Origin of the sequence: Enterococcus sp. DIV0840 (genome assembly GCF_050527835.1) — a bacterium.
Classification (GTDB): Bacteria; Bacillota; Bacilli; order Lactobacillales; family Enterococcaceae; genus Enterococcus_L; species Enterococcus_L ureasiticus.
Map to the genome: position 1 here is coordinate 535,819 of NZ_CP172876.1, position 16,267 is coordinate 552,085.

Sequence of the window (16,267 nt, forward strand, 5' to 3'; positions counted from 1 at the left end):
GATAAAATAAGATCTGAACCAAATGCTAGATGCGTTGTTTAGGTCTTTTTCTGCGGAACTAAGAAGTGCCAAAAATAAAATAGTAGAAGTGGCGCAAAATGATTATATTTGTAGTATCATAATCAAGTGTAAGGAACAGTTAGAAAAAATGGAGGGGATAGAACAAATGACTACATTTTATTTTGTTAGACATGGTAAGACTGAACTGAATTTAAGTTTACGATTCCAAGGCGGAGATATCGATTCACCCTTATTGCCAATCGGAATTGAACAAGCAATTCAAGCTGGCCGCTATCTAAGTGATATTTCGTTCGATGTAGTAGCTGTCAGCACTCAAAAAAGAGCAATGGATACAGCAAATTACATTCTTAAAGAAAATAATTTTTTGGATGGGCTAACACTTCAGTACCATGACAATTTAAGAGAAATCAAATTCGGTAAACGTGAAGGTGTCGAAATTGATCATACAGATGAGCAAACAGATCATTTGCGAAAGCGACCAGACTTATATGATCCTACAGCTTTTATGGGAGAAACGATTGATTCTTTAGTGACACGTTCAACCCAGACCATAGAAAAACTCAGTGAAGAATATCCAGATGGGAAGGTGTTGATCGTCGCTCACGGCGTTTTACTGATTACACTGATCAATTCACTAGTAGGAAAAGAAAAAGCAAAATGGCGTGAAGGCGGACCGCTTGCGAATACAAGTATCACGATTTTAGAAAAAGAAAATAATCAAAAGAACTATACGATAAAATCATTTAACGATAGTTCATATCAAACGAAAAATGAAGAGGCATAAAAAATTTAACTAGCGTAGGTGGGGATTTCATGAAGAAAATGGCAGTTTATTGTGGTGCCAGTTTAGGAAACAAGGCAATTTATAAAGAGCAAACAAAAGAATTAGGACAATGGATGAGTCAGAACGATTACGATCTTGTTTATGGCGGAGGGAACGTTGGCTTAATGGGTATTTTAGCGGACACGGTCATTGAAAACGGTGGGAAGGCAATCGGAGTTATGCCAACTTTTTTATTAGAGCGAGAGTTGGCGCATCAAAATATTACTGAGATGCATATTGTGAGTGATATGCATGAACGCAAACGTAAGATGATCGATTTAGCAGACTGTTATTTAGCGTTACCTGGTGGTCCTGGAACGTTAGAAGAAATATCGGAAGTCGTTTCCTGGGGACGTGTAGGGGAACACCAAAATCCATGTATCTTTTTTAATGTTGATGGATATTATGATTTACTAGCTGATTTCTTTGATAAAATGGTTTTAGATGGATTCTTAACAAAGGAAGATCGGTCCAAGATTTTCTTTTCGGATTCGTTGGATGAAATCCAACAATTTATTGATGCATTCATACCACCAGCGGTTAGACAATATAAATAAGCAAAAACTCGTTTGAATATGTACCATTCAAACGAGTTTTTTGCTTAGGATTTAGATAAGATACGGTGTAAAAATTCTTTCGTTCGAACTTCTTTTGGATGAACGAAAATATCTTCCGCTGTTCCTTCTTCCGCGATCACACCTTTATCCATAAAAATCACACGATCAGAAACTTCTTTCGCAAATTCCATTTCATGGGTTACGACGATCATCGTTAACCCTGTATGAGCTAAATCCTTCATTGTTTTCAATACTTCGCCGACCATTTCAGGATCAAGTGCTGAAGTGGGTTCATCAAAAAGCATCACATCAGGATTCATCGATAATGCTCGAGCTATTGCGACACGTTGTTTTTGCCCGCCAGAAAGTTGGGAAGGTTTTGCATCTACGAAACGCTCCATACCAACTTTTACAAGATTCTCTAGAGCAACTTTTTTAGCTTCTTCTTTATCTCGCTTTAAGACGGTAATTTGTCCAGATGTACAATTTTCTAAAACATTCATATTATTAAACAGGTTGAACGATTGGAATACCATACCTAAGTGCGTTCGATATTTTGGTAAGTTATAGCCACGTTCTAAGACATTTTCACCGTTATAGATGATTTTGCCACCTGTAGGTTTCTCTAATAAGTTTATGCAACGTAAAAGGGTTGATTTACCCGAACCAGAAGAGCCGATGATCGTCACGACTTCTCCTTTATTTACTGCCACATTGATATCTTTTAACACTTCATTTTCACCAAAGCTTTTTCTTAGATGCTCGACTTCAATAATTTGGTTCATCATGCTCTCCTCTTAGCTTTCTTTTAGATTTTCTGCTTCATCTAGTTTTACATAGGCAGAAGGGCCATCCATTTTCTTCTCAACAACACGTAATACACGAGTGATTGCATAGGTCATGATCAAGTACATGATCCCAACGATCGTAAATGTTTGGAAGAATTGGAAGTTTGCGCCAGATGCAGAATTCCCTTGGAAGAATAAGTCAGCTACTCCAATAACACTCAAAACAGCTGTATCTTTAATATTGATGACAAATTCATTCCCTGTAGCGGGTAAAATATTACGCAATACTTGAGGAACGACAACTTTGCGCATCGTTTGGCCATGTGTCATCCCAATTGCTTGTGCTGCTTCAAATTGCCCTTGATCCACAGCGAAGATTCCACCACGGACGATTTCAGACATATAAGCACCAGTATTGATAGAAACGATAAACAAGGCTGCGACTGTTCGATCCAGAGAAATCCCGAAGGCTAAGGCTAAACCATAGAAGATAACCATTGCTTGTACCATCATTGGAGTACCACGGAAGACTTCAATATAAATAGAAAGCAAGGCATTGCCTAATTTTTGGAAGAAACGTTTCACTTTATTTTCAGATTCTGGAACCGTGCGAACAACGCCGATCAATAAACCTAGAGCCGTTCCGACAAATGTTCCTATCAAGGCGATAAATAAGGTTAAACCTGCACCACGTAAAAACATACCGCCGTATTGATCCCAGATATTTTTAAAATCAGCTAAAACACCCGTTTTTTCGCTATCACTTGTTTCAGCCGCAGGTTGATCTTTGACAGCTTGATCCATGATTTTTGTCCGTTCATCTGAGGAAATACTAGATAGGATCTGATTGACTTTAGCGATTTCAGGATCAGCTTTACGCATACCCGCTGCGATTTGAACATCTTCCGCATTTGTTTGGAAACCATTTTCTTTAGAGAACTCAAGCATTTCTAAGTCTTTATTAACACTTGTCGCCGTTACGCCTTCTGGACGTTCACTGACATAGCCATCGATCATACCAGAAGCAAGTGCCGTTCTCATTGCGGAGAAATTATCCATCGCTTGTTGTTTGCTAACGCCAGGAATTTGATCGATTACACTATAATGGAAAGTATTTAACTGCGCAGTGATTTTGGCACCTGATAAATCTTTCAAATCTTTCGCATCTGCAAACTTGCCTTTTTTCTGAACGACAACGACTAATTGTGATTCATAATAAGGATCAGTAAAATCGATTTCTTTACGACGTTCAGCAGTTGGGCTCATCCCAGCAATGATTGCATCGATTTTTCCAGATTGTAAGGCAGGGGCTAAACCGTCCCATTTTGTTTGCACGATAACGAGTTTTTTATCCAGCCCATCCGCAATTTTTTTCGCGATTTGGACATCATAACCTCCTGCATAGGAAGAATTTCCTTGAATGGGGACAGCGCCATTTGCGTCTGTTTTTTGTGACCAGTTAAACGGGGCGTAGCCTGCCTCCATCCCAACACGGAATTCACCGTTTGTATTTGTTTCTGCTTGGCTAAATATTGGCGCACAGAACACGCTTAAAATGATTGCGAAGAATAAGCCAAGTGAAAATGATTTCTTGTTCATGTTTTTCTTCCTTTCTTTTAACTCTTGAATTTTTTCTACTATAATTTAGTTTAAAGAGTTTTGAAGAATGTGTCTAACATATTCTTCTTTACGCAAAAAACAACCATACAAAAATGCATGGTTGCCTACTATCGTCAGGTACTCTCAACAAAAACATAGAGCAACTTAGCATCACTACTAAGACAGTCCGTAAGTTGTTCGCTTACGTCCCAACACATAACAGGGAGGCTGTTATGCATTTCGGCGATTTTTCCTAGACTTGCTTCGACGTGTCCTCTCACTCCGCAAGCTTAATAAAAAACGCAACCTCTACCTCGATTTGAGGTACTATTTAATTATCAGATTCAAGTTCATAGTGTACGATAATTACCTTGAAAAGTCAATATTTGGCTTAGGTAGATTGAGTATTTTCTAATCTACGTGATAACGAGAAAAGGCAGGCATTCTTTTTCAAGTACTTGGATATTGTTGAAAAAGAAACAAAAAGTCATTATACTAGAATAAATGATTCAACGATGAAAGGGAGAGCGGTCATGAATAAAAAAGAACAGACAACGTTGGAATTGAGAAAGCTATTTAACAAACTATCTTGGTTAAACAAACAAAAGATGGAGGAAGCGCTTAAAGGATACAAACCTTCTGAAGTTCATTGTATCGAATCAATCGGTAAAACTGTAGATCCCAATGTGACTAAACTTGCGGACTCTTTGTATATGACAAGAGGCGCTATCAGTAAAATTACGAAGAAACTTCTAAAAAAAGACTTAATCGCAAGCTACCAAAAACCAGAGAACAAAAAAGAAATCTATTTTCGACTTACGGAGCAAGGGCATCGGATTTTTAATATCCATGAAACCCTTCATAAAGAGTTTCGAGAACGTGATCAAGTGGTCTTTGAAGATGTTACGGAAAAGCAATTTGATGACATGCTTCGTTTCGTAGAAAAATATAGTGAGCATTTAGATGAAGAAATGAGGAAACAAGGCATAGATATCAAGTCAGAATAAAATATTTCTATTCAGTAAGCCAATTCTTTAAGAGTTGGCTTGTTTTTTTGTTGACAAAGAAACAAAATGGAAGTAAGATGTATATGTTTCCAAGGAAACTAAAAACGATCAAGGAGAACTATCTATGTCTAAATTTAAATCACAAAATAAAATAAAGAGGGAGCCAACCAAAGATAAACATGCGTTAGTCTTTGGACTGATCTCTGTATTTCTAATCGGAATAGGATTTAGTATCATCACACCTGTCATCCCGTTTTTAGTCCAACCGTATATCGTTAATCCAAATAATCAAGCAATTGTTGTTACCCTTTTAATTTCAGTGTATGCTGTCTGCATGTTTTTTTCAGCTCCAATTCTTGGCGCTTTAAGCGATAGGTTCGGGCGGCGCCCGTTGCTATTATACAGTCTTTTAGGAGCTGCGATTGGCTTCTTAGTTTTTGGAATCGGCGGTTCTTTGTGGGTGTTATTTGCTGGACGAATCATTGAAGGCATCACAGGAGGAAGTATTAGTACCATTTTTGCTTACTTTGCCGATATCACCCCAAGAGAGCAACGAACGAAATACTTTGGCTGGGTCAGTGCAATCACAGGCGTGGGTTCGGTTATGGGACCTGCATTAGGTGGTGTGTTAGCGGCAAAATTTGGATATGCTGCGCCCTTGTATTTTGGTGCGGTGATCACATTGCTGAATGTTGTTTATGGCTACTTTTTTATGCCGGAAAGTCTAGATATGAATAATCGTCTAAAAGAAATTACTCTCTCAAGATTAAATCCGTTTCTTCAACTATTCCATGTATTATCTATGAAAAATTTAAATCGTCTGCTTATCTCCGCGTTCTTACTTTGGATTCCGAGCGGTTCGTTACAGGCTATTTTGTCACAATTTACAATCGATACATTTAATTGGAAACCTGCTCTGATCGGTCTGGTCTTTTCGATTATGGGGATTCAGGATATTCTCTCGCAAGGCTTTATTATGCCGCGGCTCTTACTGAAACTGAGTGATAAACAGATTGTTATTTTAGGTATGAGTTCAGAGATTATAGGGTATGGCTTGATTGGGGCATCTGCAGTATTTTCTTTCTATCCATTTTTCATTGTTGGGATGTTTATCTTCGGTTTTGGTGACTCGATTTTTGGCCCAGCTTTCAATGGAATGGTCTCAAAATCAGCTGATTCAGGTGAACAAGGACGTGTTCAAGGCGGGAGCCAATCGATTCAATCGTTAGCAAGAATCATCGGACCAATTATTGGTGGGCAACTTTATGTAATACTAGGATCGGCTGCACCTGCTTTTATGGGAATGATTTTGCTTGCAGCTGCAATTGCTGTTTTGGTTAAGGGAAGGGCAGCAGCTTAAATCAAAAGTATTGACCGAGTACAATTTTCCTATGTAGAAGAAAGAGAAAACAATCATACATCGCCTTCTTTCAAGAGTAAATAGACAAATTGAATTATACTCGTTCAGGCTATGCATTTGGTAAGAAATTACGTACTTTTTCTATTGATTGTAGCGTTAAAATAAGGTATAACTATATGTATAGGAACGTTAATTATCCTATGAAGTTTAAAACAAATAGTTGCTTACCTAGTGTTAGCATAAATGGTAGAATTATGATGAAACGGTATGAAAGAATCGATAAGCAACTATTTGAAATCAGCAGACTCTGCAAAATCTGCTATTTTTTACTTAAAAACCCATCTTCCGCCAGACGGATTTTTAAGAGTACTGATGTACTGAGAATAAATCGTTACGTTGCGCCACCCAATCAAGTAAACTTAAGAAATTTTTTATTTATCTGTTACCGACCATTTTTTATACGCATTGACTCGGCTGTCTTTTTAGATTGAATGGGGAAAGTATGGTAGTGATCAAATCAAGTAACACCAGCTCGCAAGCACCCAATACGAAAGAACGTATTGAAAAAGGATAAAAAAGGTGCTTACTATTTATAAAAAGAGCGAAAAAATACAGCATTAGCTACCAACTAATACTGTGCAAAAGTTCAACAAATAACCACCAACTGCTCTAAAATAACAAAATCTGTAAAAAGTACTAGTATTTCTTACAAAAATTGAGTAAAATGAAAGAGTTGATATGAAAATATCGACTTGGGCAACTTATATTATTAGTTTGTGCTGATAATATAGGGCTCTGTAATTGGGTTACCGCCCATTTATAGAGTGCCTTTTTATTTTGTTTTCGCTCTAATTACCTGATTTCCACACAAAAAAAATGATATTAGTCAGCTACTAATACCATGAAGCGTTCGCTAAATAACCATTAACTAATCTTATTGAGGAAAATGAACAATAAGAGTAATCAATATCCTATATTGACGAGGCAACTTGTATTATTAGTTTGTGCTGATAATACAGGGCTCTGTTTTGAAGATTACCGTCTTCTGACAGGGCGCCTTTTTTTGTTTTATGTTGTAAGGTAATCTTAACTTAAAGGAGTTATGATAGTCAATAGAATATCATAAAAGAATTCAAATTGTCAAAATTGGGTAAAAACAAGGACAAGTTTGACAAAATAGATGGATTTTTTTGAATTTTGCTTGTATCAAAAATCTGATTTAATTTATGTCAACTTAACACAAGATTATATGGCTCTATACTTTCTGATGTTGGTGAGAAATCACCGGCATCTTTTTTAATGCAAAATAATAGAAAAGACACCCTGATATCCTTTAGAATTAAGTCGACTAAAACCAATCAAAAGGAGGAAATCAAGATGTCTTATGCAAATCTTATCAAAAATACCTTAGATATTCTAGACTTAAACATTACTTTTAATGAAAACTCTTTAAAAAAGGAACGCATCAAAGGACGAATATGCCAAGTATTTTCTGGTACGTTGGATTATTTCGCTCACTCCTGACCTCATTGTGGCATCAAAAAAGACGGATCGATTATTCGTTGGAGCTTTACAACGTGTCTGATTTTACTGAATGATGTCTCTGAGTACCAAACATACTTACGATTGAAGAAACGTCCGTTCTTCTGCCATTCTTGTGATAGAACTTTTGTCGCTGAAACAAGTCTTATCGAAAAGTGTTGCTCGATTTCGAAGAAAGTGAAGCTTTCGATTGCCGATCGTTTAAGAAACACCACATCTATGAATGAAATTACCCGTCAAAAGAAGGTTTCTGTTTCCTCTGTTTATCGCATATTGAAACAGTTTTACGAACCAAAAAAAATCAATCGGCTCACCTTGCCAGAAGTTCTTTGTTTCGATGAATTTAAATCAGTGAAACAAGTCGCTGCCTCTATGAGCTTTATCATGATGGATGGGAAAAAAAGCAATTACTTGATGTCGTTGAAAACCGCCAGTTTCCTTTTTAAAAACGCTATTTCTCACGCTTTTCTTTATCTGTTCGTAAAGGTGTAAAATACATTGTTTTCGATATGTATGCGCCTTATTTTGCTTTAATTAAGAAACTATTTCCTAAGGCTCAGATTGTTCTTGATCGCTTTCATATTGTGCAACACATTGCTTCATCATTGATTTAATTCTTTGGATTTACTTCACCACCATTAGTTGACAAAGAGCCAATTTATTTAGGTAATCGTTTAAACTTGATCATTTGGAAGAATCAGAGAACCAAGATTCAGAACTCTCTGCCTTTTTTTCTCGACGTTCCTTTCGTTGGATCTTCTCTATTTCAGAAACAGAATATGTTTTTCCATCCTCAAATTTAGCATTCTCTTTATCAAATGCACCTTTAATTACTACATTACCTTCAAATTCTTTTTGATAAGGCATTACACTTCCTATAAAACTATTCGATTCGTCAGAGTTAAAATAACCATGGAAATCGAGTGAACCCATAGGATTTTTTTTTGTTTCTGTAAAAATAAGAGAATCAATATTGTCATAATTATATTTAAAGAATAACTCTATACGTTCTTTTTGTTTTTCCATATAGTCCTTATAGCTGTAATAATTCAATCCTGCCACCCCTATTATTATTATTCCTATCCCAATTAAAAATTTATACCTAGTTTTCATAGTCATTGTGTCCTTTTTATGTCATAATTAAATATAAGTATAACATAAGGAGAACAACAATGAGTAAGACAGATAAAGATTTTTTTGATATAACTACTGGAGCGTATCAAGGGTTACAAATTGGGGACAGAATTAAAGGATTAGATAATAAAAAATATGAAGTAGTGGAAATTTTAAATAATCCTGATAAAAATGGGGCAGAAGGGATTGCTGTTGCGCCTATCGTTAATGGGACCCCTGATATGTCCAATATCACGATTTCTTATAAAGGAACCAATCTTGCTGATATGGATGGTGATCTAAGCGCAGATCTCCAACAAGTCACCATGGGTCAAAAAGATAAATACCAAAATGTACAGGTTCCCGGAACAACCATACGTGTTCCAATTCAAGTCAATAGTCAATTCGATACGGCATTGGCTTTTGCTGAACAATTAAAAAAGGATCCACGTTTTAAAAATGCAACGTTTGATTACACAGGGCATAGTTTAGGTGCTGGTTTAGCCTCTTATGTTGCTGCTGAATTTGGAGAGTACGCTACAGTCTTTTCTGCTCCAAATATTTATCGATTATTGAGTGAAAAAGCAAAAAAATGGGTTGATGCAGGACATGCCACAGATAAAATTACAAATTATACGCATATGAATGATAGTGTTGGGAATTTTGACCAATTTGGTATGCCTTTAGTTGGAAAGCGCGTCCTCACTAAAAGCAATAAAGAGTTAGAAACATTTATTATGAGTTTATTAACATTGGGCGGCCACCCTACTGATACTTTCATGAACATGTTTAATGGGGATGGAAGTATTATGCGTCTATTCGCTCCCGCATTACTTCGAGCAACTGCTGCACAATACGATGACATGAAAAGTACGGCACTAGGGATCAAAAAAACAATTGAACAATACGAATGGGACGAAGGCGAAGAAATAATGGCTCTACAAAAACACATCCGCAGTGAAGCCAGTGGTGGAGCTTACTCCGAATTAGAAGATCACGAAATTCAAGATATTCTAAAATCGGTCGCACCTTATTCTAAAGGGGATCAATACTACGCCCACAATCCAGAAGTTATCAGTGACTTAAAGGACAAAATGGTGTCAATTGGAGATAATTTAGGTGAATTTGCCCATAGTTTACGCATGGCAGCTGTTAAAGCAGAAGCTGCAGATGAACAAATAGCAACGAGATTCTAGTTTTAAGGAGAGAAAAAAATGAATTTACCAGGTATCGGGTCGACTATTGGAGGAGAATCATATAGTGATGTGATCTCAAGTTTACAACAGAAAATTACATTTGATTCTGGGTTGAAAGAACCTAATTCAGCTACAGTTACGCTTTATAAGATCCAACTAGAACAGTACCAAAAATTAGAGAAAAAAAGGTTACAGAAAATAGCCTTGCAAGCAAAATGTGTCAGTGTATTTAATCCTCTAAAAGAAGAAGCGGCTCAAATGCAAAACAAAATAAAGACGGAGCAGTTCAACCTAGGAAGTAGTGTTGAAACCTTCGTTCAAAATGCTCCAGATATGGTCAAAGGACAAGCTGGTACTTCATTTTCTCATGAGGTATCCGTAATGAGAAATAGTGTTCTTGAAGCAAGTGGAATGTGTGAAGCTGTTACCTAATGAGCTAGTGAAAGAGAGGTCTAGATTGAACTATGAATAACATAAAAATAGCCATATTGGCATTACTAGCTGTACTAGTAATCAGTGGATGTGCTCAAAATAGCACTGAACCAGTAAATAATTTTACAAACAAGACACTCGAGACAACAGAACAAGAACAAAAATCTGTTGGAACGACAATCACTGTAGCAGGTGGACGTTCCCTAAAAGAATGGGAAACACTTATTCGAGAGAAATTAAGTGAGGAATATGCTATAACTGAACAAGATTCAGTACGTTTTGATTATACGTCTGTAGAAACAAGTCCTATGGGAAATCATACGTTTACAGTTACTAGTGGAGATCAAATTTTTTCTGTAGAAGTTCCAGGAGAAGACGGGTTCATATTTGATAAAAATGGCTCTATAATTAAGTCAGGAGAGTCACCAACTGATGACGATCTAAAATCGAATATTAGTATTTCACCACCAAATGATGAACATTAAAATAACAGATAATATATTAAATAAGTAAAATGATTTTATGATAACCTCAGACCAGAAATCTTGATTTGCTAAGGTTTCTGGTTTGATTTAGAGATACATCAATTACTTTTGGTATTTTTGGTTGGTGAAAGTGTTGGTATTCCTGGAACTTGGTATAATTCTTTATTATGGTAACTAAGTTATTGGATAACAATAACTTAGTTTTTTTATGAGCGAACAAAAGCTTGACCGTGAAAGGAAACGTCAAAAAGCCCTTGTCCAAAAAATGGGTGAACAAGTCTTAGTTAAACAGCAACAAATGTGTTCGAATGTTGAAAAAATACCAGTGAACTAACGAATCGTATGTTTGAAATAATTCAAGGCACGCAGAAATTAGTAGAGACGAGTTCGGTTCTTGAACAACCAATAAAGAAATCTGATTTTCACCACTATCCACATTTTTGTGAGGAATAAAAAAGAATTAGAATGAAAGAATAGATGTTAAAGAAGTCAAAAGAGTATAATTAAGAAAATAATAAAAGTTGGAGAAAACAGGTTGAATTTTAGAAACATATTAAATGACGCAAAATCAAAACTAACTAAATTGAAAAAAGTCCCACTACTCATTTTTTCCATACTACTACTTTTCACTGTCTATATATACAACAACCAGAACAACCTCAAATCAAAATACAAAAGTGATAAATTTGAATACACTGTATATTACGAATCATTCGTAGGGCAAAGCTCGGATAAGTTCCTTCTATTTGATGATGATGGAAATGAAGAACTTTGCACAGTCGTATTAAAAATCGATGCTCAAAAGCAATTCGGTAAAAATTATCTATACATCTATCAAGAAACGGACAACGACGAAGGCGAGTTCATGGCTTATTCAACGACTAGTAGTAAAGATGGGGTAGGAATGGACAATGGTCTCAGGCATATAGAAACAGATGAGGAATGGGAGTTGCTTGATGAAGTATTTGATACCTACCTAGCACAAGAATAAAAAAACGGAGGAAAAAACAATAGAATTAAACGATATGGAGTCACTGTATAACCATCTGAAAAAAAGAAAAGAGGATTATGTGCTTACTGGTGAAATTGTCGGACGGCTACCTGAATTAATCACTCACTGCCCAACAGAAGTAGATCAATTCGTTTGGTTTTCTGGCGGTATTCTTTTTTGGCTGATTCATTGGAGATCACAGCGTAAAGTGTATGAAAAACTTGGAATCAGTAAATTAGAACAAAAAATTATCCGTATTCTAGGAGATTATGAAGCGAATTTTAAAAATGAATATTGTGTTTTAGTTCGAAAAGAAATCTAAAAATACGGAATGCCTGTTCAATTAGTAGGTTATACTAATTGTTATAGAGAAGTTATGATGGTGGCTACTTCTGAAAGGTGGAGGTGCTTATGAATGTAAGTACTAAAATCTATGGAAGGAGAAAGCCTTTTGTCTGCATTAGAGACAATTAAGTTGAGTCTAAGCTTTGGTATGTTTACCATTACTTTGATCAAATTGATTGTTGCTTTGCTTAAAGACCAAAAGAAATGACCGCTCAATAACTTTGGCAAGTTAGCGATCATTTCAAAATGATATAAGATTTGCTACCGTCTTAAACAGCTCAATACCAGAGGGATATGTTAACGCATATCCCTCTTTTCATCTATATTACACTAAACTTTTCAATAAAAAACAAGCTGGCTACTCATTTAAAAAGAGTAACCAACTCATAGAATTCTACTTAAGTTTGCTGAAACTGACTATTATACAACGATGCATACAACGAAGGTTTCGCCAATAATTCTTGGTGATTGCCTTTTTCCACAATATCCCCATCTTTCATCACTAAAATCAAATCAGCATTTTCAATCGTAGACAACCGGTGTGCAATCACAAAGCTTGTTCGATTATTTGTCACTTCGTCCATCGCTTTTTGAATATGAGCTTCGGTTCGAGTATCCACACTAGACGTCGCTTCATCCAAAATAACTACAGGAGGATTTGCCAATAGGATTCTGGCAATCGTCAATAATTGTTGCTGTCCTTGTGACAATGAGCCGTTTTCGCTGGAAATGATCGAATCATAACCATTTGGCAATGTACGAATAAAGTGGTCACATTGCGCGATTTTAGCAGCTTCAATGACTTCTTCTCGTGTCGCGTCCATTCGTCCATACGCGATATTCTCCGCAATCGTTCCTTCAAACAGCCACGTATTTTGTAAAACCATTCCAAACATGGCACGTAGATTTGTTCTTGAAAGATCTGTGATATCCACGCCGTCAAAGGTGATTCGACCGCCATTTAATTCATAAAAACGCATCAGTAAGTTCACTAACGTTGTTTTACCTGCACCAGTTGGTCCAACGATTGCCACCATTTGTTTCGGTTTAACCGTGAAATCAACTTGTTTCATCAACATTTTTTCTTCTGTATAACCAAACTGAACCTTATCAAAAGCAATGGCGCCAGTTGGTTGATCGATGATTTGTAAGTTTGCTTTTTCTGGAACATCATCTTCGGCATCTAAAATCTCAAAGATCCGATCAACAGCTGCCAACGCTGCTTGAATCGAGTTAATGACGTAAGAAGCGGTAGAAATTGGTTCAGACACTTGATTGATATATTGTAGATAAGCTTGAAGCAACCCAATCGTGATACCACCTTGTAAAACTAAGAACGCACCAATGATTGCACTGACGATAAAAGCCAATTGATTGATCAAACGAATCGCTGGATAAATCGCAAAGTTCATAAATTGTGCACTTAGAAAGGCTTTGTAATGCTTTTGATTCGTTTGTGCAATAACATCTTTCGCATGAGCTTGTTGATTGAATGTTTTTGTCACTAAATTACCAGATAAAAACTCTTCTGTTTTGTTATTTAAAATCCCGAGTTCGGCCTGACTTACTTCGGCTAGTTTCTTATTTTTATTCGCAATTTTTCCTGTTAAGAATGAACTTCCTGCAATCAGTAAAACTACGATCAATGTCAATTTTACATCAATGTAGAATAACATGATCCCAGCAAAGACGATCGTTGAGATCGATGTGAAGAATTGATTGATCCCAGTTAGGAAAACTTGTGACAATTGATTTAAACTAGTTGTTGTTCGGCTTAAAATATCCCCAACTTGGTGTTGGTCAAAAAAGGCCATTGGTAATGATTTGAACTTTTTCGTGACTTCTTTTCTGACTCTTAATGTTATCCGTTCGCTTAAAGAAGCCATCACACGTTCTTGGGTGTATGACATTAAACTACTGATGATCGAAAATACGATCAGGATCAAAACAGGTGTCAATAAAGCTTCTTGCACCATTGGGAAGGTAATATGACCGACTCCATGAGTTTTGATTAGTGTAAGCAAATCATCGATGGCGATACCCATGATGAAAGGCATGGCAATGACTAAGGCATTACCGATCAAACTACATAAAATCAAACCGAAAAATATCGGGCGTTCAGGTCGAATCAATTGAAAGAATCGTTTTAATGTTTGTTTATTTAATTTTTCCATCAGACTAGCGCTCCTTCCTTGATAATCCCTTGTGAGCGGGCAAACTCTTGGTATGTTTTATTACTTTGTAAGAGTTGATTGTGAGTTCCTTGACCTACGATTTTTCCTTCATCTAGGACAATAATGTTATCAGCTTGTTGGATCGTGCTTAATCTTTGCGCAACAATCAGCAATGTTTTATCTGCCATTTCTTCTTTTAAAGCGAGTCTTAATGCGGCATCGGTTTGATAATCAAGCGCTGAAAAGCTATCGTCAAAGATATAAATATCGGCAGGTTTGATCAACGCTCGAGCGATACACAAACGTTGTCTTTGACCACCAGAGAAGTTCGTTCCACCTTGAGCCACAAATGAATCATAGCCATCTTCTAAGGTAGCAAGGTAGGATGCAAGTTGAGAAATTTCAGCCGCTCGATCCATATCTGCTTTCGTTGCTTCAGGATAGCCCATCAATAAATTGCTCTTGATGGTTCCACTAAATAGAAAGGCTTTTTGAGGAACGTAACTGATTTTAGAACGTAATTCTTCTTGCGTAACATTTCGAATATCCACGTCATCAAATAATATCGCACCATCTGAGACATCGCTAAGTCGTAATAACAATTTAGCAACCGTACTTTTACCAGATCCTGTTCCGCCAACGATAGCGGTTGTTTTTCCTTTTGGAATACTGAAATGGATGTCCTCTAAAACGGGTTCATCTGCTTGATCATAACTGAATGTCACGTGATTTAACTCGATCAAAGCGTCTTGTGAACTTGATTTTTCAAGTAAAACTGGTTGATCAGTATCAAGAATTTGGTCTTGCGTATTCAAAATTTCTTCGATTCTTTTTACTGAAGCAAGGGATCTAGGCAACATAACTAAAACCATTGCTGCAATCATCAAGTAAGCGAGCGTTAGTAAAGAATATTCCACGACGGCTGAAACAGTACCAATTTGCAAAGTCCCAAGCGCAACTAAATTTCCGCCAAACCATAGAATAGAAGAGAAAACGATCCCCATAAGCAAGAAGGCAACCGGCGTAATAAAAGCAAAAATACTATTTACTCGAATCATGCCATTCGCATAGTCTGAAAATGTTTTATTTGTTCGTTCTTCTTCATAATCTTGATTATTAAAAGCCCGAATCATATTGATCCCAGTAAAAAACTCTCGTAAAGTCACGATGATCTTGTCCATTTTAGGTTGGATCAATAAGGAAAGTGGTGTCCCTTTTTTCATTAAGATATAAACGATCGATCCAAAAGCTGTAATTGCGATCAGTGGAACTAAAGCTAATGTCGCTGAGTAAGTGAAGGTCATATAAAGTGAGAATATGGCAATGATCGGAGCTGGTAAAATTAGCTGTAGAAACAACACGATCATTTGTTGAATATTGTCAACGTCATTTGTCATTCGTGTCAATAGCGAACCAGTTCCAAAATTGTCTGCATCTTTAATAGAAAATGTTTGAAGCTTGTTGAAAAACATCTCCCGTGTTTCTAAACCAAATTTCGCTGCTACTTTAGCTGATAGATAACTTCCAGCAATGGCTGAGAGCGCACCAAATAAAGCCATTGCGAGCATTTTAATTCCAATTATTTTGATCGATTGCTCGTCGCCGCTCGCAATCCCCACATCGATCAATTGAGCAACGAGTAACGGTACACCAAGTGTCCCGATAATTTGTAAACATAAGCAAATCACTGTAGTAAAAATAAGTGTCCTATTCTTTTTAATGAAAAACTGAATGATTTTCATGTAAATTCCTCCTTTTAAAGACTCAAAGGGAATTCTACACCTTCAAGTCACTTGAATGTCAACGGTTTTTGTTTATAATTAAAATAAGAGGT

General features: G+C 36.5%; 15 protein-coding genes, 1 pseudogene and 1 riboswitch. Of the genes and pseudogenes, 11 read left to right on the forward strand and 5 right to left on the reverse strand.

What is annotated here, in order from left to right; all coding sequences use genetic code 11:
* The first annotated feature begins 166 nt into the window (after nt 1–166).
* Together IGL98_RS02670 and IGL98_RS02675 are read left to right on the forward strand one after the other, a co-directional pair.
* Nucleotides 167–805 carry a histidine phosphatase family protein gene (locus tag IGL98_RS02670; protein WP_206846192.1) on the forward strand — a complete coding sequence of 213 codons (639 nt, stop codon included), beginning with the start codon at nt 167–169 and terminating at the stop codon, nt 803–805.
* Nucleotides 806–834: 29 nt separating this feature from the next.
* Entirely contained in the window at nt 835–1,401 is a 567-nt protein-coding gene (locus IGL98_RS02675) for a TIGR00730 family Rossman fold protein (RefSeq protein WP_206846189.1), read from the forward strand.
* Nucleotides 1,402–1,445: 44 nt separating this feature from the next.
* Here IGL98_RS02675 and IGL98_RS02680 read toward each other — a convergent pair whose 3' ends face one another.
* Together IGL98_RS02680 and IGL98_RS02685 are read right to left on the reverse strand one after the other, a co-directional pair.
* Nucleotides 1,446–2,189 (reverse strand): amino acid ABC transporter ATP-binding protein, encoded by a 744-nt coding sequence (locus IGL98_RS02680; RefSeq protein WP_205684835.1) that lies wholly within the window; start codon nt 2,187–2,189, stop codon nt 1,446–1,448.
* A 9-nt stretch (nt 2,190–2,198) separates the two neighbouring features.
* On the reverse strand, nt 2,199–3,788 hold the full coding sequence (locus IGL98_RS02685; RefSeq protein ID WP_206846177.1) for an ABC transporter permease subunit: 1,590 nt from the start codon (nt 3,786–3,788) through the stop codon (nt 2,199–2,201).
* A gap of 148 nt (nt 3,789–3,936) precedes the next feature.
* Nucleotides 3,937–4,108, reverse strand: a riboswitch (Lysine riboswitch).
* 213 nt (nt 4,109–4,321) lie between these two features.
* Between IGL98_RS02685 and IGL98_RS02690 the strand changes: the two genes are divergently transcribed.
* The 3 genes and pseudogenes from IGL98_RS02690 to IGL98_RS02700 all read left to right on the forward strand — a co-directional run.
* Nucleotides 4,322–4,795: a MarR family winged helix-turn-helix transcriptional regulator gene (locus IGL98_RS02690; protein ID WP_206846175.1), complete on the forward strand. Its 474-nt coding sequence runs from the start codon at nt 4,322–4,324 to the stop codon at nt 4,793–4,795.
* A 124-nt stretch (nt 4,796–4,919) separates the two neighbouring features.
* Entirely contained in the window at nt 4,920–6,155 is a 1,236-nt protein-coding gene (locus IGL98_RS02695) for an MFS transporter (RefSeq protein WP_206911568.1), read from the forward strand.
* Nucleotides 6,156–7,532: 1,377 nt separating this feature from the next.
* Nucleotides 7,533–8,293: pseudogene (locus IGL98_RS02700) on the forward strand (transposase); the annotation flags it as partial.
* Nucleotides 8,294–8,381: 88 nt separating this feature from the next.
* Here IGL98_RS02700 and IGL98_RS02705 read toward each other — a convergent pair.
* Nucleotides 8,382–8,816 (reverse strand): DUF1433 domain-containing protein, encoded by a 435-nt coding sequence (locus IGL98_RS02705; protein ID WP_206911569.1) that lies wholly within the window; start codon nt 8,814–8,816, stop codon nt 8,382–8,384.
* 53 nt (nt 8,817–8,869) lie between these two features.
* Here IGL98_RS02705 and IGL98_RS02710 point away from each other — a divergent pair, with 53 nt between their 5' ends.
* The 6 genes from IGL98_RS02710 (at nt 8,870) to IGL98_RS02735 (ending at nt 12,467) form a co-directional block, all read left to right on the forward strand.
* Complete coding sequence (locus IGL98_RS02710) at nt 8,870–10,006, forward strand: hypothetical protein (RefSeq protein ID WP_206911570.1); 1,137 nt, start codon at nt 8,870–8,872, stop codon at nt 10,004–10,006.
* Between the two features lie 18 nt (nt 10,007–10,024).
* Nucleotides 10,025–10,438: a hypothetical protein gene (locus IGL98_RS02715; protein WP_206846158.1), complete on the forward strand. Its 414-nt coding sequence runs from the start codon at nt 10,025–10,027 to the stop codon at nt 10,436–10,438.
* Between the two features lie 32 nt (nt 10,439–10,470).
* Nucleotides 10,471–10,923, forward strand: a complete 453-nt coding sequence (locus IGL98_RS02720; RefSeq protein WP_206911571.1) for a hypothetical protein — start codon at nt 10,471–10,473, stop codon at nt 10,921–10,923.
* Between the two features lie 535 nt (nt 10,924–11,458).
* Nucleotides 11,459–11,914, forward strand: coding sequence for a DUF1292 domain-containing protein (locus tag IGL98_RS02725; RefSeq protein WP_206846153.1), 456 nt, complete (start codon nt 11,459–11,461; stop codon nt 11,912–11,914).
* A gap of 79 nt (nt 11,915–11,993) precedes the next feature.
* Complete coding sequence (locus tag IGL98_RS02730; RefSeq protein WP_139125629.1) at nt 11,994–12,236, forward strand: hypothetical protein; 243 nt, start codon at nt 11,994–11,996, stop codon at nt 12,234–12,236.
* 129 nt (nt 12,237–12,365) lie between these two features.
* On the forward strand, nt 12,366–12,467 hold the full coding sequence (locus IGL98_RS02735; RefSeq protein WP_242590074.1) for a putative holin-like toxin: 102 nt from the start codon (nt 12,366–12,368) through the stop codon (nt 12,465–12,467).
* A gap of 190 nt (nt 12,468–12,657) precedes the next feature.
* On the opposite strand, the gene IGL98_RS02740 is transcribed toward IGL98_RS02735, so the two are convergent.
* Together IGL98_RS02740 and IGL98_RS02745 are read right to left on the reverse strand one after the other, a co-directional pair.
* Nucleotides 12,658–14,433, reverse strand: coding sequence for an ABC transporter ATP-binding protein (locus IGL98_RS02740; protein ID WP_206911572.1), 1,776 nt, complete (start codon nt 14,431–14,433; stop codon nt 12,658–12,660).
* Nucleotides 14,433–16,175 carry an ABC transporter ATP-binding protein gene (locus IGL98_RS02745; protein WP_206846149.1) on the reverse strand — a complete coding sequence of 581 codons (1,743 nt, stop codon included), beginning with the start codon at nt 16,173–16,175 and terminating at the stop codon, nt 14,433–14,435. Before IGL98_RS02745 ends, IGL98_RS02740 begins: the two co-directional genes overlap by 1 nt.
* Nucleotides 16,176–16,267 lie beyond the last annotated feature (92 nt).